The sequence below is a fragment of the Streptomyces sp. XM4193 genome, from assembly GCF_023072595.1.
In the GTDB taxonomy this organism is placed as follows: domain Bacteria; phylum Actinomycetota; class Actinomycetes; order Streptomycetales; family Streptomycetaceae; genus Streptomyces.
The window spans coordinates 7,857-30,067 of the sequence record NZ_JALLGK010000010.1; the positions used below are offsets into that span (position 1 = coordinate 7,857).

At 76.0% G+C, this 22,211-nt stretch carries 1 protein-coding gene (only partly in view); it reads right to left on the reverse strand.

Going from position 1 to position 22,211, the window contains the following annotated elements; genetic code table 11:
- A protein-coding gene (locus MTQ01_RS22055) for a type I polyketide synthase (RefSeq protein ID WP_247492567.1) crosses the window boundary here: on the reverse strand, positions 1-22,211 show its 3' portion. It continues 6,343 nt past the right edge of the window; only the last 22,211 of its 28,554 coding nucleotides appear in the window; its start codon lies off the right edge, out of view; the stop codon is at positions 1-3.

A 22,211-nucleotide genomic window follows, 5' to 3' on the forward strand; every position in this document is an offset into this window, starting at 1 on the left:
TCAGTCCCGCTCATTGTCAGAGTTGCCGTTGAGTGCCGCTTGCACCAGGTCGTCGATCTCCATGGCGTCGATCGACGCGTCGGTCGCGTCGTCGATGCCGTCGCCGGGGGCGGTGTCCTGGTCGCTGCCGGCCGGGTGCTGCCCGGCGAGTTCCAGCAGTCGGTCCAGGAACCCGTTCTCGCGCAGCCGTTCCATCGGGACGGATGCCAGGGCGGCGCGCACGGCCCGCTCCTCGTCGCCGTCGGCGGCGGCGTCGGTGCCGCCGGTGCCGTCGGGGAGGAGCTGGTCGAGGACGTGCCGGGCGAGAGCGGCGGGGGTGGGGTGGTCGAAGACGAGGGTCGCGGACAGGGTGAGTCCGGTGGCGGCGCCGAGCTGGTTGCGCAGCTCGACGGCGCCCAGTGAATCGAATCCGAGGTCGCGGAAGGCCTGGTCGGGTCCGACCTGGTCGGTTCCGGTGTGGCCGAGGACCTCGGCGGCGCGCTCGCGCACCAGGGTGAGGACGTTTGCGGTGCGGCGGCCCTCGGGCAGGCGGGCCAGCCGCTCCCGCAGACCGGTCGCCGACGGCCCGGTGTCGCCGGTGGGAGCGGCGGTGAGGGCGGCGTGGGCGGGCATCTCGGCGAGCAGGCTGCTCGGCCGGACGCTGGTGAAGGCGCGGACGAACCGCTCCGGGTCGACGTCGGCCACGACGGCGACCGGGTCGGTGTCCGAGACGACCTGGCGCAGGGCCAGGACCGCGAGGTCCGGGTCGAGCGGCCGGATGCCGGTGCGGCGGGCGAGCGCGGCGGCGCGGACGCCGTCGGCCATGCCCTCCCCGCCCCAGGCGCCGTAGGCGACGGAGGTCGCCGGAAGGCCCTCGGCACGGCGGCGTTCGGCGAGCGCGTCCAGGACCGCGTTGGCTGCCGCGTAGGTGCCCTGGCCGGGGTTGCCGACGGCGGCGGACGCGGACGAGAAGAGCGCGAAGACCTCCGGGTCGTGGCCGCGGGTCAGCTCGTCGAGGAGCAGCGCGGAGGCGACCTTGGCCCGGAAGACGGCGGCGAACCGGTCGGGGGTCAGGCCGTCCACGACACCGTCGTCGAGGACTCCCGCGGTGTGGACGACGCCGGTGAGGGGCGCGTCCTCGGGCACCGCGGCGAGCACGGCGGCGAGCTGGTCGCGGTCCGCGGTGTCGCAGGCGGTGATGACGGGTTCGGCGCCGAGCGCCCGCAGGTCGGCGGCGAGTTCGGCGGCGCCCTCGGCGTCGGGACCGGTGCGGCTGAGGAGCAGCAGGCGGCGGGCGCCCGCTCCGGCGAGCCTGCGGGCGGTACGGGCGCCGAGGGCGCCGGTGCCGCCGGTGATCAGGACGGTGCCGCTGGGCTGCCAGGCCTTGGGGGTGCCGGGGCGGACGGCGGCCAGGCGGCGGCCGAAGACCGCGCCGGGCCGTACGGCGAGCTGGTCCTCGCCCTCGGGGTCGGCGAGGACGGCGGCCAGGCGCTCCGCGGTCCGCTCGTCGAGGAGGCGGGGCAGGTCGATGGTGCCGCCCCAGCGCTGCGGGTACTCCAGCGCCGCGACCCGGCCGAGTCCGTGGACGGCGGCCTGGAGGGGCTCGTCGACGGTGTCGGCGGGCGAGACGGCGGCCGCGGCGCGGGTGAGGCACCACAGCGGGGCGTCGGTGCGGGCGTCGCCGAGCGCCTGGAGCAGGGTGGCGGTGAGGGCGGCGCCGGTGGGCACTCCCCCGGTGAGTCCGGCGGCGGCTCCCTCGGTGGGCCCGTCCTGTCCGGCGAGGGCGAGCAGGGACACCACGCCCGTCAACTGGCCTTCGCGGGCGAGGAGTTCGCCGATCTCGGCGGCGAGTGCCGCGCGGTCCTGTCCGGCCACCGTGAGGACGCGGGCGCCGGTGCCGAGGCTGCTCAGCACGGAGCCGGTCCACGGGTGGTCGGCGTGGTCGGCGGGGACCACGGCGAGCCAGGTGCCGGCGGGGGTGCCGGCGGTGGCGCGGTTCAGGGGCCGCCAGGCGATGCGCTGGCGCCAGCCGTCGACGGTGGACTGGTCGCCGTGCTTGCGGCGCCAGTCGCGCAGCGCGGGCAGGACCTGCTCCAACGCCTCGCCGTCGACGCCCAGTTCACCGGCGAGGGAGTCGAACTTCTCGTCCTGGACCGCGGCCCAGAACTCTGCGTCGCCCGCGTCGGTGGTGGTCGGCGCGGTGGCGGCCGGTGCCTCGTCGGGCCAGAACCGCTGCTTGCGGAACGGGTAGGTGGGCAGGTCGACGCGGCGGGCGCCGGTGCCGTCGAGGAGCGCGGGCCAGTCGACGAACTGTCCGGCCGCGTGCAGCCGGGCGACCGCGGCGATCAGCGAGCGCTCCTCGTCACGTCCGGTGCGCAGGGCCGGGACGACCGCGGGGGCGGGCCGGTTCTCGTCGGCGAGGACGTCGAGGGTGTCCTGGGCGAGGCTGCACAGCACACCGTCGGGGCCGAGTTCGAGGTAGCGCGTCGCGCCGCGGCCCGCCAGGGTGCGGACCCCGTCGCCGAAGCGGACCGCCCGGCGGACGTGCTCGACCCAGTACCCGGGGTCGCACACCTGGTCGTCGGTGGCCGGTTCCCCGGTGAGGTTCGACACCAGGGGCAGCTTCGGCGAGGTGTACGACACGCTCCGGGTGACCTGTTCGAAGTCCTTGAGCATGGCGTCCATGTGCAGTGAGTGAAACGCATGGCTCACCCGCAAACGCCTAGTCTTCCGGCCGAGTGCGGCGAACTCGTCGGCGAGCGCGGCCACCGCGTCCTCGTCGCCGGAGATCACGACCGCCTCCGGCCCGTTGACGGCGGCCAGCGAGACGCGGTCGGTCAGATGCGGGGCGACCTCGTCCTCGGCGGCGCGGACGGCGAGCATGGCACCGCCGGCCGGGAGCGCCTGCATGAGGCGGGCGCGGGCGGCGACGATCCGGCAGGCGTCCTCCAGGGTGAACACCCCGGCGACGTGGGCCGCCGCGATCTCGCCGACCGAGTGACCGGCGAGCAGGTCGGGCCGCACGCCCCAGGACTCGACGAGCCGGTGCAGGGCCACGCCGAGCGCGAAGAGCGCGGGCTGGGTCCAGCCGGTGGAGTCGAGGAGATCGGCCTCCGGGTCGCCCTCGGCCGCGAACATGACGTCGCGCAGCGGGCGTTCGAGGTGCCGGTCGAAGTGGGCGAGGACCTCGTCGAGGGCGGCGGCGAAGACCGGGAAGCGGGCGTAGAGGGTGCGGCCCGCACCGGCCCGCTGGGAGCCCTGGCCGGGGAAGAGGAACGCGGTGCGTCCGCCGGGGGCGGTGCGGCCCCGCAGGACGTTCGCGTCGGAGCGGCCCTCGGCGAGCGCGGTGAGCGCGGTGAGGAGCTCGTCGCGTCCCTGGACGGCGAGGACCGCGCGGTGTTCGAACGCGGACCGGGTGGTGCCCAGGGAGAGCGCGAGGTCGGCGGGGGTCGGCCGGTCGGCGGGTGCAGCGGCGAGCCGGTCCCGCAGCCGGACGGCCTGCTCGACGAGCGCGTCCGCGGTGGCGGCGGACAGCGGTACGGGCAGCGGCCGCGCGTCGGCGTCCGGTGCGGTGGACGGGTCGGCGGCGCCGGCGGTGGCCGATCCGGCGGTGGCCGGGGGCTGTTCGAGGATGACGTGGGCGTTGGTGCCGCTGGCCCCGAAGGAGGAGACGGCGGCGCGGCGGGACCTGCCGCTCTCGGGCCACTCGGCGGGCTCGGTCAGCAGCCGCACCGCGTCCGGGTCCCACTCGATGTGCCGGGAGGGCGTGTCGGCGTGCAGGGTGCGGGGCAGGGTCCCGTGGCGCATGGCGAGGACCATCTTGATGATCCCGGCGACGCCGGAAGCGGCCTGCGTGTGGCCGATGTTGGACTTCACCGAGCCCAGCAGCAGCGGCCGGTCCTCGGGCCGGTCCCGCCCGTAGGTGGCCAGCAGGGCCTGCGCCTCGATCGGGTCGCCCAGGGTGGTGCCGGTGCCGTGCGCCTCGACGGCGTCGACGTCGCGGGCGGTGAGCCCGGCGGCGGCCAGCGCCTTGCGGATGACGCGCTGCTGGGAGGGGCCGTTGGGGGCGGTGAGCCCGTTGGAGGCGCCGTCCTGGTTGACGGCGGAGCCGCGCAGCACGGCCAGTACCTCGTGGCCGCGGCTGCGGGCGTCGGAGAGGCGCTCCACGACCAGCATGCCCACGCCCTCGGCCCAGGCGGTGCCGTCGGCGTCGTCGGAGAACGGCTTGCAGCGGCCGTCCGGGGAGAGCGCGCCCATCTCGCCGAACTCGACGAAGCCGACCGGGGTCGACATCACGGTGACGCCGCCCGCGAGGGCCAGCGAGCACTCCCCCGCGCGGATCGCCTGGGCGGCGAGGTGCAGGGCGGTCAGGGAGGAGGAACAGGCGGTGTCGACGCTGACCGAGGGCCCTTCGAGACCGAGCGTGTAGGAGAGGCGGCCGGAGAGGAGGCTCGCCGACTGAGCGGTCTCGACGTGTCCCGACTGGCCGATGGCGGGGCGGTAGTCGCCGCTGCCGCCGCCGACGAAGACTCCGGTGTCGCCGCCGCGCAGCTGCGCCGGGTCGATCCCGGACCGCTCCAGGGCCTCCCAGGCGGCCTGGAGGACGATCCGCTGCTGCGGGTCGATGACCAGGGCCTCGCGGGGCGAGATCCCGAAGAAGGCGGGGTCGAAGTCGGCGACGTCGTAGAGGAATCCGCCCTCGCGGGTGACGCTGCGGCCGCGGCCTTCGCGGTCGCCGTGCAGGAGCCGTTCGAGGTCCCAGCCGCGGTCGGTGGGGAAGCCGCCGATGGCGTCGGTCCCGGCGCCGAGCAGCGCCCACAGGTCCTCGGGCGAACGGACGTCGCCGGGGTAGCGGCAGCTCATGCCGACGATGACGATCGGGTCGTCGGCGTCGGCACCGCCGCGGGTCGTGACGGCGGCCGACTCGACCTGTGCGCCGAGGAGTTCGGCGAGCAGGTGGTCGGCGAGTACGGCGGGCGTCGGGTAGTCGAAGACCAGCGTCGCGGGCAGGGTGAGCCCGGTGCTGACGGCGAGGCGGTTGCGCAGGTCGACGGCGGTGAGCGAGTCGAAGCCGAGGTCCTTGAAGGCGAGTTCGGCGGGGACGGTGCCGGCGTCGGAGTGTCCGAGGACGACTGCGACGTCGGTGACGACCACGTCGAGCAGCTCCCGGGCGCGGTCGGCGGGGTCCGTCTGCCGCAGCCGGTCGCGCAGCACGGCGACGGTTCCGGCGTCGCCGCCGTCGCCCTCGGCGCCGCGCAGGGCGTCGCGGGCCTCGGGCAGTTCGGTGAAGAGCGCGCCGGGGCGGGTGCGGGTGAAGGCGGGGGCGAAGCGGTCCCAGGCGACGTCCGCGACGGTCACGGAGGCGTCGGCGGTCGGGTCCTCGGCCGCCTCGCCGGTCACCGCGGCGAGCGCGGCGAGCGCGCGGTCGGGTGCCAGGGCGGGCAGGCCGTTGGCGCGCAGATGGGCGGCGAGCCCCTCGGGACCGGCTCCGTCCCAGGCGCTCCAGGAGACGGAGACGGCGTTGGTGCCGCGGGCCCGGTGCTGCCGGACGAGGGAGTCCAGGCAGGCGCCCGCAGCGGCGCCGGCGCCCTGCCCGCTCACGCCCCAGACGGCGGAGATGGAGCCGAAGACGACGAACGCGTCGAGGACGGACGTTCCGACGGCGGCCGTCAGCGCCTCGTACGCGGCGCGCACCCCGGCCACCGCGGTCGCCGGATCCGGCGCCTGCGCAGCGCCGCTGTCGCCGGTGTGGACGACGGCGGTCAGCGGACGCTCGGCGGGCAGCGCGGCGACGGCGTCGACGAGCGGCCCCGGCGCGGCCGGGTCGTCGTGGCGTACGACGGTGAGGACGGCGCCCGCCGCCTCGACGTCGGCCAGGAGCGCGTCGACGGCGTCCTGCGGGGCCTCGGGCCCGGCGAGGAGCACCTCGGCGGCACCGTGCGCGGCGAGCCAGCGGGCGACGTGCCCGCCGAAGCCCTCGGGACCGCCGGTGACCAGGACGGTTCCGGTGGGCCGCCAGTCGGCACGCTGCCCGCCGGCCGCCCGGGTGAGGCGGCGGCCGAAGAGACCGGAGGAGCGCAGCGCGACCTGGTCCTCGGCGGGGGTGTCGGCCGGGGCCGGCGCCAGAACGGCGCGCAGTCGTTCGGCGGCGCGGTCGTCGGCGATCAGGTCGACGTCGAGGAGTCCGCCCCAGCGCTCGGGCTCCTCCAGGGCGATGACCCGGCCCTGGCCCCAGACGGCGGCCTCTTCGGGGTCGGCTGCCCGGTCGGCGCGGCCCACGGCGACGGCGCCCCGAGTGACGCACCACAGCGGGGCGTCGATCCCGGCGTCCGCGAGGAGCGGCAGCAGGGCGTCGGGAGCGGCAGCGCGCAGGGACAGGACTCCGGCCCAGGCGGTGTCGGTGGCCGCGTCCCGCAGTGCGGCGAGGGCGGCGTCAGCGGGGGCGTCGGCGTCCGGGAGAGCGAGACGGGTCGCGTCGGTGCCGAGCGCGGCGACGAGGGCCTCGGTCCACTGGTCGTCGTCGGGCGTCGCCGGGGTGAGGACCAGCCACGGTCCGCTCGTCCCGGTGGCGGCCGGGGTGACGGGCCGCCAGGTCACCCGGTAGCGCCAGCCGTCGAGCAGGGAGCGCTCGGACAGACCGCGCCGCCAGGTCGACAGGGCGGGCAGCACGCTCGACAGGAGCGCGTCGTCGAGGTCGAGGGTGCTGGAGAGGGACTCCAGGTCCTCGCGTTCGACGGCGGCCCAGAACTCGGCGTCCACCGGGTCCGCTCCGGTGTCGGCGCCGGTCCCGCCGGCGGGCTCGGGCCAGTACAGCTCGCGCTGGAAGGCGTAGGTGGGCAGTTCGGTGCGGCGGGCGCCGCTGCCCTCGAACCAGGCGGTCCAGTCGACGGCGACACCGGCCGCGTACAGGCGGGCCACCGCCGTGAGCAGGGCGGTCTCCTCGCCGCGGTCCTTGCGCAGGGCGGGTACGGAGACGGCGTCGTCGTCCAGGACGCGGGCGGCCATGCCGGTCAGCACGCCGTGCGGGCCGACCTCCAGGAAGGCGTCGGCACCCGCGTCGGCGAGCGCACGCACCCCGTCCGCGAACCGGACCGTCGCCCGGACGTGCTCCACCCAGTAGGCGGGGTTGGTCAGTCGGCCGGGCTCGGCGAGAGCGCCGGTGACGTTGGAGACCACCGGGATCTTCGGCTCGGCGTAGCTGAGCCCCTCCGCGACGGCGCGGAAGGCGTCGAGCATCGGGTCCATCAGCGACGAGTGGAAGGCGTGACTGACGGAGAGACGCTGGGTCTTGCGGCCCTCGGCGGTGAACTCCGCGGCCAGCGCGAGGACTTCGGACTCGTCTCCGGCGATGACGACGGAGTCGGGTCCGTTGACGGCGGCCAGCGAGACGCCCGCGGTCAGGCGCGGCGAGACCTCGGCCTCGGTCGCCTGGACGGCCACCATGGCGCCACCGGACGGCAGTTCCTGCATGAGGCGGGCGCGGGCGGCGACGAGGGTGCAGGCGTCGTCCAGCGAGAAGACCCCGGCGACGTGTGCGGCGGCGATCTCACCGATGGAGTGACCGGCCACGAACTCCGGCGCCAGACCCAGGGATTCAAGCAGCCGGTAGAGCGCGACCTCGACGGCGAACAGCGCGGGCTGCGTGCAGCCGGTGGAGTGCAGCCGCTCGTCGTCCTCGGCGAACAGCACCTCCCGCAGCTCCGGAACATCCAGACGAGCCAACGCCGCGTCCAACGCCTCCGCGAACACCGGGAAACGGTCGTACAGTTCACGACCCATCCCGGCCCGCTGCGAACCCTGACCCGAGAACAGCACGGCGGGGCGGCGGTCGGTGGCGCGGTCGCGGACGGTCTCCACCGGCTCGCCGGCGGGCGTGACCAGCAGGACCGCACGGTGTGCGAAGGCGCTGCGGCCGACGGCCAGGCTGTAGGCGGTGTCGAGGGCCGGGACCTCGGGACGGGACGCGGTGAAGGCGTCGAGGCGGGCCGCCTGGGCGGTGAGCGCCTGCTCGGAGCGGGCGGAGAGCAGCCACGGCAGGACGGTCGGGACGGGCCCGGTCGCCTCCGGTGCCTGCTCCTCGGGGACCTGCACCGGCTGTTCGAGGATGACGTGAGCGTTGGTGCCGCTCACGCCGAACGCGGAGACGCCGGCCCGGCGCGGGCGTCCGGTCTCGGGCCAGGCGCGCTGCTCGCGCAGCAGTTCCACGGTGCCCGCGGACCAGTCGACGTGGGAGGACGGGGCGTCCACGTGCAGGGTGCGCGGGAGGTGCGCGCGGCCCAGGGCGAGGACGGTCTTGATGACACCCGCGGCACCGGCGGCGGCCTGGGTGTGGCCCAGGTTGGACTTGACGGTGCCGAGCAGCAGCGGCCTGGACGGGTCGCGGCCCTCGCCGTAGGCGGCGATGAGGGCGTGCGCCTCGATCGGGTCGCCGAGCGTGGTGCCGGTGCCGTGCGCCTCGACGGCGTCGATGTCGGTGGGGGCGAGGCGTGCGTCGGCGAGCGCCTGGCGCAGAACGCGCTGCTGGGCGCGGCCGTTGGGGGCGGTGAGCCCGTTGGAGGCGCCGTCCTGGTTGACGGCGGAGCCGCTGAGGACCGCGAGGACGGGGTGGCCGTTGCGGCGTGCGTCGGAGAGCCGTTCCAGTACGAGGACGCCGGCGCCCTCGGACCAGGCGGTGCCGTCGGCGGAGTCGGCGAACGCCTTGCAGCGGCCGTCGCCCGCGAGACCGCCCTGCGCGGTGAACTCCACGAACGCGTCGGGGCTGGCCATCACCGAGACGCCGCCCGCAAGGGCCAGGGAGCACTCGCCCGAGCGCAGCGCGCCCGCGCCCATGTGGAGGGCGACCAGGGCGGAGGAGCAGGCGGTGTCGACGGTGATCGCCGGGCCCTCCAGCCCGAGGGTGTAGGAGAGGCGGCCCGACATGACGCTGGCGGTGGTGCCGGTGGCGGCGTGGCCGCGGACGTCGGTGGTGCCCCGGCGGAGCATGGTCGCGTAGTCCTGGCCGTTGGTGCCGACGAAGACGCCGGTGGCGGAACCGCGCAGGCGCTGCGGGTCGATGCCGGAGCGCTCCAGCGCCTCCCAGCTGGTCTCCAGGAGGAGCCGCTGCTGGGGGTCCATGGCGAGCGCCTCGCGCGGCGAGATCCCGAAGAACGCGGCGTCGAAGCGTCCGGCGCCGTCGAGGAAGCCGCCCTCCAGGGTGGCCGAGCCGCCGCGGGCGAGGGCGTCCAGGTCCCAGCCGCGGTCGGTGGGGAAGCCGGACACGGCGTCGCGGCCCTCGTCCAGGAGCCGCCACAGGTCCTCGGGCGACTCGACGCCGCCCGGGAAGCGGCAGCCCATGCCGACCACGACGATCGGATCGTCGTCGGTGGCGCGGCCGGTGCCCGCGGTGGCGCCCGCGGTGGTGTCGGGCAGGTCGCCGAGGATCTCGGTGAGGAGGTGGGCGGCGAGGTCGCGGGCGGTCGGGAAGTCGTAGACGAGCGTGGCGGGCAGCCGCAGACCGGTGGTGGCGCCGAGGGTGTTGCGGAGTTCGACGGTGGTCAGCGAGTCGAAGCCGAGGTCGGTGAAGGCCCGGTCGGGTTCGACGGAGTCGGGGTCGGGGTGGCCGAGGACGGCGGCGACCTGGGCTCGCAGGAAGTCGAGCACGTACCGTTCGCGGGCCGCGCCGGTCCGGGCGGCGACCTCGCGGCGCAGGGCCGGTTCGGTGTCGCCCGGGGTGGTGGCGGTGGCGGCGGTGCGCAGTTCGGGCAGATCGCCGACGAGGGCCCGGTTGGGAGCGAAGACGGTGGCGTAGCGCTGCCAGTCGATGTCGGCGACGACGAGTGCGGTGTCGCCGTGTCCGACGGCCTCGTCGAGGGCGGCGAGGCCGTCCTCGGGGCTCATCGGGTGGTAGCCGCCGCGGCGGACCCGGTCCTCGACTCCGGTGCCTTCACCGGCCATGCCGGTGCCGGACCACGGGCCCCAGGCCACCGAGGTGGCGGGCAGGCCGAGTTCGCGCCGGTGCTCGGCGAGAGCGTCGAGGTAGGCGTTGGCGGCGGCGTAGTTGCCCTGTCCGGCGGCGCCGAGGGCACCCGCGGTGGAGGAGAACAGCACGAAGTCGGTGAGGCCGAGATCGCGGGTCAGGTCGTGGAGGTGGGCGGCGGAGCGGGCCTTGGCGTCCAGGACGGTGGCGAACCGCTCGGGGGTGAGCGTGTCCAGGAGTCCGTCGTCGAGGACACCGGCCGCGTGGACGACGGTGGTGAGCGGGTGGTCGGCGGGGACGGCGGCCAGCAGCTCGGCGAGGGCGTCCCGGTCGGCGGTGTCGCAGGCGGCGACGGTGACCAGGGCGCCCGACTCCCGCAGTTCGGCGGCGAGTTCGGCGGCACCGGGGGCGTCGGCGCCGCGCCGGCTGGTGAGCAGCAGGTGCGGGGTGCCGCGGTCGGCGAGACGGCGGGCGACCCGGGCGCCGAGAGCGCCGGTGCCGCCGGTGATCAGCACGGTGCCTTCGGGGGCGAAGGTGCGCGCGGGCCGCTGCGGCGCCGGGTGGTGGGCGAGGCGACGGGCGTGGGTCGCGGAGGCGCGGACGGCGAGCTGCGGCTCGTCGCCCGGGGCGGCGAGGTGGTGGGCGAGGCGGCGCACGATGCGCTCGTCGATCTGCTCGGGCAGGTCGACGAGGGTGATGCGGCGGTCGGGCTGTTCGAGGGCGGCGGCGCGGCCGAGACCCCAGAGGGCGGCCTGCCCGGGGTGGGCGAGGCGGTCGGCGCGGCCGGTGCTGACGGCCTGGCGGGTGATGATCCAGACCGGGGCGTCGATCCCGGCGTCGGCGAGCGCCGTCAGGGCCGTGGCGGTGGGGACGACGGCGCCGGTTCCGGCCGGGTCGCCGTCGCGGTCGCCGTCGGCGAGGGCCGACAGGGCCAGGACGCCGGTGAACCCGCCTTCGGGGCGCGGGAGTTCGCGCAGGGTGTCGGCGAGCGCGGCGCGGTCGGCGGTGTCAGCGGCGTCGACGGGGACGTCGGTGGTGGCGAGGCCGAGAGCGTCGAGGAGGGCGGTGGCGTCGGGCGTCGGGTCGCCGGCGGGACGCAGGACCAGCCAGGTGCCGTCGGGGCGGGCGGTGGGTGCGCCGTCGAGCACCTTCCACAGGACGCGGTGCCGTCGGCCGTCGGCGGTGGCGCGCTCGGCACGGCGGCGCCGCCATGAGGAGAGCGCCGGGACGAGGGCGGCGACGGTGTCGTCGTCGAGGCCGAGGTCGGCGCCGAGCGCGGGCAGGTCGGCGCGTTCGACGGCGGCCCAGAACGCCGCGTCGGTGCCGTCGTCGGCGGCTCCGTGGACGGCTGTCGGGGCGGCGGTGGTGTCGGGCCAGTAGCGGCTGCGCTGGAAGGCGTACGTGGGCAGATCGACGCGGCGGGCGCCGGCGCCGTCGAGGACGGCGGTCCAGTCGACGGGGACGCCGTCGACGTGCAGACGGGCCAGGGCGGCGGTGAGCGAGGGCACTTCGGCGCGGTCGCGGCGGAGTGCGGGCACGGTGGTGGCGGGGCGGGCGGCCGCGGGGCTCTCGGGGCCTTCGGAACCTTCGGGGTCGTCGAGGACGGCGCGGGCGGCGGCGGACAGGGTGCCGTCGGGGCCGAGTTCGAGGTAGGAGGTGATGCCCTGGCGGTGCAGGGCCCGGACCGCGTCGGCGAACCGGACGGTGGCGCGGACCTGGCCGACCCAGTAGTCGGGGGTGGCGAGTTCGGCCGCGCCGGCGAGTTCGCCGGTGACCGTGGAGACCACGGCGAGCAGGGGCGCCTCGTAGGTCAGAGTGCGGGCGACGCGGGCGAAGTCGTCGAGCATGGCGTCCATGCGCGGCGAGTGGAAGGCGTGGCTGACCCGCAGTTCGCGGGTGCGGCGGCCCTCCTCGGCCAGGAGGGCGGCGACCCGGGCGACCGGTTCGGCGTCTCCGGCCACGACGACGGCGCGGGGGCCGTTGACGGCGGCGAGGGAGACCCGGTCCTCCAGGCCCGCCAGCAGGGGCAGCACCTCGTCCTCGGCGGCCTCGACGGCGATCATGGCGCCGCCGGACGGGAGAGCGGCCATCAGGCGGCCGCGGGCGGCGACCAGGGTGCAGGCGTCCGCCAGGGAGAACACCCCGGCGACGTGCGCGGCGGCGATCTCGCCGATGGAGTGGCCCGCGACGCTGTCCGGACGCACGCCCCAGGACTCGACGAGCCGGTAGAGGGCGACTTCGAGAGCGAACAGGGCGGGCTGGGTGTAGGCGGTGTCGTGCAGCAGGTCGGCTTCCGGAGTGCCGTCCTCGGCGAACAGGACCTCGCGCAGCGGGCGGTCGAGTTCCTGGTCGAAGTGGGTGAGGACGGCGTCCAGCGCGTCGGCGAACTCCGGGTGCCGCTCGTACAGTTCGCGGCCCGCGGCGGCGCGCTGGCTGCCCTGGCCGGTGAAGAGGAAGGCGAGCCTGCCGCGGGCGGGGCTGCCGGTGAGCAGGCCGCCGTCGGGGGTGCCGTCGCGCAGCGCGGTGAGGGCGCGCAGCAGGTGTTCGCGGTCGCCGGGCAGCACGGCGGCCCGGTGTTCGAGGGCGGCGCGGGACCCGGCCAGGGAGGCGGCCAGGTCGGTCAGGGGCAGTTCGGGGTGGTCGGTGAGGTGGGTGAGGAGACGGCCGGCCTGATCGCGCAGGGCGGGGGCGGTGCGCGCGGAGAGCACCGCGGGTACGCCGTCGGGGAGCGCGTCCGGGTCGGTGGCGGGCTCGACGGCGGGGGCGCCGGCGGGCTCGTCGGTGACGACCTGCTCGACGATGGTGTGGACGTTGGTGCCGGAAAGTCCGAAGGAGGAGATGCCGGCCCGGTGGGGGCGGCCGGTCTCGGGCCAGGACACGGTGTCGGTGACGAGGTCGATCGCGCCCGAGGTCCAGTCGACGTGGCTGGAGGGGGTGTCGATGTGCAGGGTGCGCGGGACGGTGCCGTGCCGCATCGCCATGACCATCTTCATGACGCCGGCGATGCCGGACGCCATCTGGGTGTGGCCGATGTTCGACTTCACGGAGCCCAGCAGCAGCGGCCGTTCGGCGTTCCGGTCCTGGCCGTAGGTGGCGAGCAGGGCCTGCGCCTCGATCGGGTCGCCGAGCGCGGTGCCGGTGCCGTGGCCCTCGACGACGTCGACCTCGCCCGCGGTCAGCCCGGCGTTGGCGAGCGCCTGCCGGATGACACGGGCCTGGGAGGGGCCGTTGGGGGCGGTGAGCCCGTTGGAGGCGCCGTCCTGGTTGACGGCGGAGCCGCGGATCACGGCGAGTACGGGGTGGCCGTTGCGACGTGCGTCGGAGAGCCGTTCGACGAGGACGAGACCGACGCCCTCGGCGAGGCTCATGCCGTCGGCGCCCTCCGCGTACGCCTTGCAGCGGCCGTCGGGGGCCATGGCGCGCTGCCTGCTGAAGCCGGTGAAGGCCTGCGGGGTGGCCATCACGCTGACACCGCCGGCCAGCGCGAGGGTGGACTCGCCGTTGCGCAGCGACTGGCAGGCCAGATGCAGCGCGACCAGCGAGGAGGAGCAGGCGGTGTCCAGGGTGACGGCGGGTCCCTCGAAGCCGAAGGTGTAGGCGAGGCGCCCGGACATGACGCTGGAGATGGTGCCGGTGATGAGGTGGCCCTCGGCGCCCTCGGTGCTGCCGCTGCCGGCGCTGTAATCCTGGTAGCTGGCACCGATGAAGGTGCCGGTGAGGCTGGAGCGCAGGCTGTGGGGGTCGATCCCCGCGCGTTCCATGACCTCCCAGCCGGTCTCCAGCAGGAGGCGCTGCTGCGGGTCCATGGCCAGCGCCTCGCGGGGCGAGATGCCGAAGAACCCGGCGTCGAAGTCGGCGACGTCGTGCAGGAACCCGCCCTGCGTGGAGTAGGTGGTGCCGGGGCGGTCGGGGTCCGGGTCGTAGAGGGCGTCGGCGTCCCAGCCGCGGTCGTCGGGGAAGCCGCTGATGGCGTCGCCGCCCGCCGCGACGAGGTCCCAGAGGGCTTCGGGCGAGGAGACGCCGCCGGGGTAGCGGCAGCTCATCGCGACGACGGCGATCGGGTCGTCGTCGACGGCGACCGCGGTGCCGACCGGTCCCGCGGAGTCGGCTTCGGGCCCGCCGATCAGGCCGCGCAGGAAGCCGACGAGGGCCAGCGGGTCCGGATAGTCGAACACCATGGTGCTCGGCAGGGTGAGGCCGGTGACCGTGGCCAGCCGGTTGCGCAGGTCGACGGCGGTCAGCGAGTCGAAGCCGACGTCGCGGAAGGCGCGGCGCTCGGAGAGGACCTCCGGGGAGACGTGGCCGAGGACGGTGGCGGCCTCGGAGCGCACCAGGTCGAGCAGGAGCCGGTCCTGTTCGCCAGCGGGCAGGGCGCGCAGCCGGGCGGTGAACTCGCCGCCCTCGGCGGCGCGGGCCGCGTTCTCCTCGGTGAGGGCCCGGACCTCGGGGACGTCCTCGAAGAGGTCGGTGGGCCGGGAGGAGGTGAAGACGGGGTGGTAGCGGTCCCAGTCGACGTCGGCGACGGCGATCGAACCCTCGTCGCCGTCGAGGACCTGGCGGAGCCCGGCCAGGGCCAGCTTCGGGTCCATGAAGTCCAGTCCGCTGCGGCGGATCTGGGTGGGGTCGACACGGCCGAGCTTCATGTCGTCGGCCCAGATGCCCCAGGAGACGGCGGTGCCGTGGGCGCCGCGGGCGCGGCGGTGCTCGGCGAGGGCGTTGAGGTGGGCGTTGGCGGCGACGTACGCGGCGTGGCGGCCACTGCCCCACATGCCGGCGGTCGAGGAGTAGAGGACGAACGCGTCGAGCTGGTCGTCGTCGAGGAGTTCGTCGAGGTGCCGGGCGCCCGCCGTCTTGGCGTGGACGACCTTCGCGAACGCGTCGAGACCGGTCTCCTCCAGGGACTGGAGCTCGATGACGGCGGCGGTGTGGAAGACGCTGCGGACGGTGCGGCCCTCGGCGGCGAGCCCGTCGAGGAGCGCGGCGACGGCGTCGCGGTCGGACACGTCGCAGGCGGCGACGGTCACCCGGCAGTCGCGTTCGGCGAGTTCGGCGACGAGGTCGTCGGCGCCGGGCGCGTCCGCGCCGCGGCGTGAGGTGAGGACGAGGTCGCGGGCGCCCTGGTCGACGAGCCAGCGGGCCAGGTGCGGGCCGAGGGTGCCGGTGCCGCCGGTGACCAGGACGGTGCCGCGCGGGCTCCAGTCGCCGCCGGTGGGCGCGGGAGCGGGGGCGATGCGGCGGGCGAGGACACCGCCGGCGCGGACGGCGAGCTGGTCCTCGTCCCCCGTGGTCCCGGCGAGTACGGCGGCGAGGCGCTCAGCGGCGCGCCGGTCGAGGGTCTCGGGCAGGTCGACGGTGCCGCCCCAGCGGTCGGGGTGTTCGAGGGCGGCGGTCCAGCCGAGACCGGTGACCAGGGCCTGGACGGGCCGGGTGAGGCGGTCGGCGCGGCCGGTGGAGACAGCGCCCCGGGTGACGGCCCAGACGGGTGCGTCGGTGCCCGCGTCGCCGAGCGCCTGGACCAGCCGGACGCTGAGGGCGAGACCGTCGGTCAGGACGGGGTGGACGGTGCCGATCTCCTCGGCGTCGGCGAGCAGCGACACGACGCCGGTGAGCTCGGGCAGCGCGCGCAGCCGCTCGGTGAGGGCGTCGCGGTCGGCGTCGGCGGCGCTCAGCACGAGCGGCAGGGCGGTGGCTCCGTGGGCGGTGAGCGCTTCGGAGACGGCGGCGGCGCGGTCGGGGTCGGTGCCGTCGGCGGTGACCACGAGCCAGGTGCCCTCGAGGCGAGCGGTGGGCAGCGCGCCGAGCGGCTTCCAGGTGGCGCGGTAGCGCCAGGAGCCGACGGTGGAGCGGTCGCGGCGCTGCTTGCGCCAGGTGGAGAGGGCGGGCAGCAGCGGGGCGAGGGCGTCGTGGTCGACGCGCAGCCGGGAGGCGAGGGAGTCCACGTCCTGCTGCTCGACCTCGGCCCAGAACTCGGCGTCCGCGGGGTCCCCGGTGCCGCCGCCCTGCGGCCGTCCGGCGACGGCCCACAGGTGTTCGCGCTGGAAGGCGTAAGTGGGCAGGGGTGTCCTGCGGGCGCCGGTCCCGGCGTAGACGGCGGCCCAGTCGGCACGTCCGCCGCGGGTCCACTGCTCGGCGAGGGAGGCCAGGAAGCGGCCGGTGGTGCCCTGGTCGCGGCGGAGGGTGCCGACGGCGGCGATCTGGCGGCCGGTGTCCTCGGCGGTGGCCTGGACGGCCATGGTGAGCACGGGGTGGGGGCTGATCTCGACGAAGACGGTGTGCTCGGCGTCGAGGAGTGCGCGGACGGTTTCGTCGAAGCGGACGGTCTGCCGCAGGTTGCGGTACCAGTACGCGGCGTCCATGCCGGTGGTGTCGAGGAGTTCACCGGTGACGGTGGAGTGGAACGGCACGCGGGCGGCCCGCGGGGCGACCGGGGCGAGCACGTCGAGGAGTTCGGACTCCAGGCGTTCGACCTGCTCGGAGTGCGAGGCGTAGTCCACGGCGACCCGGCGGGCGCGCAGCTCGCGGGCGGTGAACTCGGCCTGCAGGGCGTCCAGGGCCTCGGGAGTGCCGGCCAGGACCACGGAGCGGGGCCCGTTGACGGCGGCGACGCAGACGGCGCCGTCGTGCGGGGCGAGGTGCTCCTCGGCCTCGGCCGCGGAGATCTGCACGGACATCATGCCGCCCGCTCCGGCGAGGACGCGGCCGATGGCCTGGGAGCGCAGGGCGACCACGCGGGCGCCGTCGGCCAGGGACAGCGCACCGGACACGACGGCGGCGGCGATCTCGCCCTGGGAGTGGCCGATGACGGCGTCGGGGGTGACGCCGTGGACCCGCCACAGTTCTGCGAGGGAGACCATCACGGCCCAGGTGGCGGGCTGGACGACGTCCACCCGGTCCAGGGTGGGGGCGCCTTCGGCCTGGCGGACGACGTCGACGAGGGACCAGTCGGTGTGGGCGGCCAGGGCGGCGGCGCACTCGTGGAAGCGCTCGGCGAACACCGGTGAGGTGTCGAGGAGTTCGGCGCCCATGCCGGCCCACTGGGAGCCCTGGCCCGGGAAGACGAAGACGGTGCGGCCGTCGGTGTCGGCGGTGCCGTGCACCACCTGGGCGGTGGGCGTGCCGGTGCCGAACTCGGTGAGCGCGTCGAGGAGTTCGGCCGTGTCGGTGCCCAGGGCGACGGCGCGGTGCTCCAGGACGGAGCGGGCGGTGATCAGGGTGTGGCCGACGTCGACGGGGTGCGGCGCGGTGCCGGCGGCCAGGTGGGTGGCCAGGTGCGCGGCCTGGTCGCGCAGGGCGGCCGGGGCGGCGGCGGACAGGATCCACGGCAGGGTGCCGCCCGCGGGCAGGGTCGGCTCGGCGGCCGGTGCGGGTTCCTCGACGGCGGGCGCCTGCTCCAGGACGGCGTGCGCGTTGGTGCCGCTGATGCCGAAGGAGGAGACGGCGCAGCGCAGCGGCCGGTCCTCGTGGCTCCACGGCGTGGGCTCGGTGATCAGGCGGACGGTGCCGCTGGTCCAGTCGATGTGCCGGGAGGGCGTGTCGGCGTGCAGGGTGCGCGGGAGCTGACCGTGGCGCATCGCCATGACCATCTTGATGATGCCCGCGACACCGGCGGCGGACTGGGTGTGGCCGATGTTGGACTTCACCGAGCCGAGCAGCAGCGGCTGTTCGGGGTCGCGGCCCCGGCCGTAGGTGGCCAGCAGCGCCTGCGCCTCGATGGGGTCGCCGAGCGCGGTGCCGGTGCCGTGCGCCTCGACGACGTCGACGTCGGCGGTGGTGAGCCCGGCGGCGCCGAGGGCCTGCCGGATCACGCGGATCTGGGAGGGGCCGTTGGGCGCGGTGAGGCCGTTGGAGGCGCCGTCCTGGTTGATGGCGGAGCCGCGGACGACGGCGAGCACCTCGTGGCCGTTGCGGCGCGCGTCCGAGAGCTTCTCCAGGACGAGGATGCCGATGCCCTCGGCGAGGGTCATGCCGTCGGCCTCGTCGGAGAACGCCTTGCAGCGGCCGTCGCGGGCGAGGGCGCGCTGGCGGCTGAACGCGATGAACGGCATCGGGTTGGTCATGACGGTGGCGCCGCCGGCCAGCGCGAGGGTGGACTCGCCGTTGCGCAGCGACTGGCAGGCCAGGTGCAGCGCGACCAGCGAGGAGGAGCAGGCGGTGTCGACGGTGACGGCGGGGCCCTCGAGGCCGAAGGTGTAGGCGAGGCGCCCGGAGAGCACGCTGGGGCTCGAACCGGTGACGGCGTGGCCCGCGGACCCGTCGTCCATGTTGACGCCGTAGTCCTGGTAGGTGGAGCCGATGAAGGTGCCGGTGGGTGTGGAGTGCACCGACGCGGGGTCGATCCCGGCGTGTTCGAAGGCTTCCCAGGTGGTCTCCAGGAGCAACCGCTGCTGCGGGTCCATGGAGACGGCCTCACGGGGCGAGATGCCGAAGAATCCGGCGTCGAACTCGCCCGCGTCGTGCAGGAATCCGCCCTGTGTGGAGTAGGTGGTGCCGTTCCGGTCGGGGTCCGGGTCGTAGAGGGCGTCGGCGTCCCAGCCGCGGTTGACGGGGAACTCGGAGATCGTGTCGGTGCTGTCGGCGACGAGTCGCCAGAACGCGTCGACCGATCGGGCGCCGCCGGGGAAGCGGCAGCTCATGCCGACGATGGCGATGGGCTCGTCGGCGGCGGCGGCCGGGAGGACGACGGCGGCGGGGTCGGCGGTGCCGAGGAGTTCGCCGCGCAGGTGGCGGGCGAGGGCGACCGGGTTGGGGTAGTCGAAGACCAGGGTGGTGGGCAGGGCCAGGCCGGTCAGGGCGACCAGGCGCTTGCGCAGGTCGACGGCGGTCAGCGAGTCGAACCCGGCGTCCCTGAAGGCGCGTTTGGCGGGTACGCCCTCGGCGGAGGTGTGGCCGAGGACGACGGCGGCCTCCGAACGCACCAGGTCGACGAGGAGGCGCTCCTGCTCGTCGCCGGTGAGCCCGCCGAGGCGGACGGCGAGTTCGGAGGCGGTGCCGGTGGCCGCGGGGGCGGCCAGGGCGGCGACCGAGTCGAGGGCGTCGAAGAGGCGGCTGGCACGGGAGGCGGTGAAGACCGGGTGGTACTGCTCCCAGTCGACGTCGGCGACGGTGACGGTGCTCTCGCCGCGGACGACGGCGCGGCGCAGTTCGGTCATGGCGGTGGCCGGGTCGAGCAGCCGCAGACCGGTGCGTTCGAAGCTGTCGGAGACCGACTGGTGGGCGCTGGCCATGCCGACCTCGGCCCAGGGGCCCCAGGCCACGGAGGTGGCGGCGAGGCCGCGCGCGCGGCGCTGCTCGGCGAGGCCGTCGAGGTAGGCGTTGGCGGCGGCGTACGCGCTCTGCCCGGCGCTGCCCCAGACTCCGGCGACCGAGGAGACCAGGACGAAGAAGTCGAGGTCGTGGCCTTCGAGAAGGGCGTCGAGGTGCGCGGCGCCCAGGGTCTTGGCGGCCATCGCGGCGGCGACGTCGTCCAGCGGGGTCGCGGCGAGCGGCGCGGCCTGGCCGACGCCGGCCGCGTGCACGACACCGGTGAGCGGGGCGTCCTCGGGGACGGCGGCGAGGACCGCCGCGAGGGCGTCGCGGTCGGCGCTGTCGCAGGCGGCGAGGGTGACCCGGGCGCCCGACTCCTCCAGTTCGGCGCGGAGTTCGGCGGCGCCGGGGGCGTCCGGTCCGCGACGGCTGGTGAGGATCAGGTGGTCGGCTCCCGCGTCGGCGAGCCAGCGGGCGGCACGCGCGCCGAGGCCGCCGGTGCCGCCGGTGACCAGGACGGTGCCCGAGGCGGTGAAGGCGTCCTCGCGGGGCAGTTCGTCGCCGGGGTGGCGCACCACGCGGCGGGCGAAGGCGCCGCCGACGCGGACGGCGAGCTGGTCCTCTCCCTCGCGGGTGGCCAGCACGCTGACCAGACGCTGGGTGGCGGGTGCGTCGAGAACCTCGGGCAGGTCGACGAGGCCGCTGAACTGCTCGGGCCGCTCCAGGGCGGTGACCCGGCCGAGGCCCCAGGCGGCGGCGCGCGCGGGGTGGGTGAGCGGATCGCCGGGGCCGGTGGAGACGGCACCCCGGGTGACGGTCCACAGCGGGGCGGTGGCGCCGATGTCGGTGAGGGCCTGGGCGAGCACGACACCGAGGGCGAACCCGGCGGGCAGTGCGGTGTCCGGGCGGGCCGGGTCGGCGAGCGGGAGCAGCGAGATCACGCCGTTGACGCCGTCGGCGGTGGCGGCGCGCAGTGCGGCGGCGAGGTGGTCGCGGTCGCGGTGGGCGTCGTCGAGGTCGAGGCGTTCGACGACGGCTCCGTGGCCGCGCAGCGCGTCGAGTACGTCGGTGCCCGCGCCGTCGGTGGTGACGGCGAGCCAGGTTCCGTCCAGGACGGGGGCGCCCTCGGCGGCGGCCGGGTGCCAGCCGACGCGGTAGCGGGCGGCGTCGAGGACGGCCCGCTCCTGGCGCGCGCGCCGCCAGGAGGACAGCGACGGCAACAGCGCGTACAGCGAGGCGTGTTCCTCGTCGCGCAGGCCTAGCAGCCCGACGAGGGAGGCGGTGTCGCCGGACTCGACGGCGCTCCACAGGGCGGCGTCCGAGGGGTCGGCGGGGTCCGCCGGACCGGCGGTGCGGCGGGTGGTGGGCGCGGCGGTGTCGGGCCAGTAGGTCTGGTGCTGGAAGGCGTACGTGGGCAGCTCGACGGTGGTGGCGCCGGTGCCCTGGTGGACGGCGCTCCAGTCGACTCGGACGCCGCGCACGTGCAGACGGGCGAGCGCGGTGAGGGCGGCCTCGTCCTCGGGGCGGTCGGTGCGCAGCAGCGCGACGGTGTCGGCATCGCTCTCGTCGCCGAGGGTGTCCTGGGCGGCGGCGCACAGGGAGCCGCCGGGGCCGAGTTCCAGGTAGGTGGTGGCGCCCGCGGCGTGAGCGGCGCGCACGGCGTCGGCGAACCGGACGGTGGAGCGGACGTGCCGGACCCAGTGGTCGGCGGTGCGCAGGTCCTCGCCCTCGGCGAGACGGCCGGTGAGGTCGCTGACGACGGGCACGGTCGGCTCGTGGTACGTGAGGCTCTCGGCGACCTCGCGGAAGGCGTCCAGCATGGCGTCCATGCGGGGCGAGTGGAAGGCGTGCGAGACCTTCAGACGGCGGGTGGTGCGGCCGAGTTCGGCGAAGTGGGCGGCGATCCGTTCGGCGGCGTCCTGCTCGCCGGATACCACGACGGCCGAGGGCCCGTTGACGGCGGCGAGGGAGACCTGGTCCCGCACCTCTTCGAGCAGCGGCAGCACCTCGTCCTCGGACGCCTGGAGCGACCACATGGCGCCGCCCTCGGGCAGGGCCTGCATCAGACGGGCGCGGGCGGCGACGAGCGCGCAGGCGTCGTCGAGGGAGAGGATGCCCGCGGCGTGCGCGGCGGCGACGGAGCCGACGGAGTGGCCGAGCAGCACGCCCGGACGCACGCCCCAGGAGCGGACGAGCCGGTGGGCGGCGGTCTCCAGGGCGAACAGCGCGGGCTGGGTCCAGCCCGTCTCGTGCAGGGCGGCGGCGCCGGGGGTGCCGTCGGCGGCGAACAGCACGTCCCTGAGCGAGCCGTGCGGCGTGTCGGCGGGGGCGTCGACGAGCAGCGGGTCGAGGTGGGCGATCACCTCGTCGAGGGCTTCGGCGAAGACCGGGTACCGCTCGTACAGGGCGCGTCCGGTGCCGGGGCGCTGGCTGCCCTGACCGGTGAAGAGGAAGGCGGTGCGGCCCGCGCCGCCGGTCTCCCCGAGGACGAGGGCGGGGTCGGGCCGGTCGGCGGCGAGCGCGGCGAGGGCGCGGCGGGCGTCCTCGGGGGTGCCGACGACCACGGCGCGCTGTTCGAACGCGGGCCGGGTGGTGGCCAGCGAGAGGGTGAGGTCGGCGGCGGTGCCGTCGTGGGTGTCGAGGTGCGCGAGCAGCCGGGCGGCCTGGGCGCGCAGCGCGGGGCGGGTGCGGCCGGACAGGGTCCAGGGCAGCGCCGCGGGTGCGGCGGGTGCGGCGGTCCGGGGGGCGGCCGGGTGCTCGGGTTCGCCCTGTTCGAGGACGAGGTGCGCGTTGGTGCCGCTGATGCCGAAGGAGGAGACGGCGGCGCGACGCGGGCGGCCGGTCTCGGGCCAGGCGGTCTGCTCGCGCAGCAGGGTGACGTCGCCGCTCTCCCAGTCGACGTGCCGGGAGGGCGCGTCGGCGTGCAGGGTGCGCGGGAGCTGCCCGTGGCGCATCGCCATGACCATCTTGATGACGCCCGCGACGCCCGCGGCGGCCTGGGTGTGGCCGATGTTGGACTTCACCGAGCCGAGCA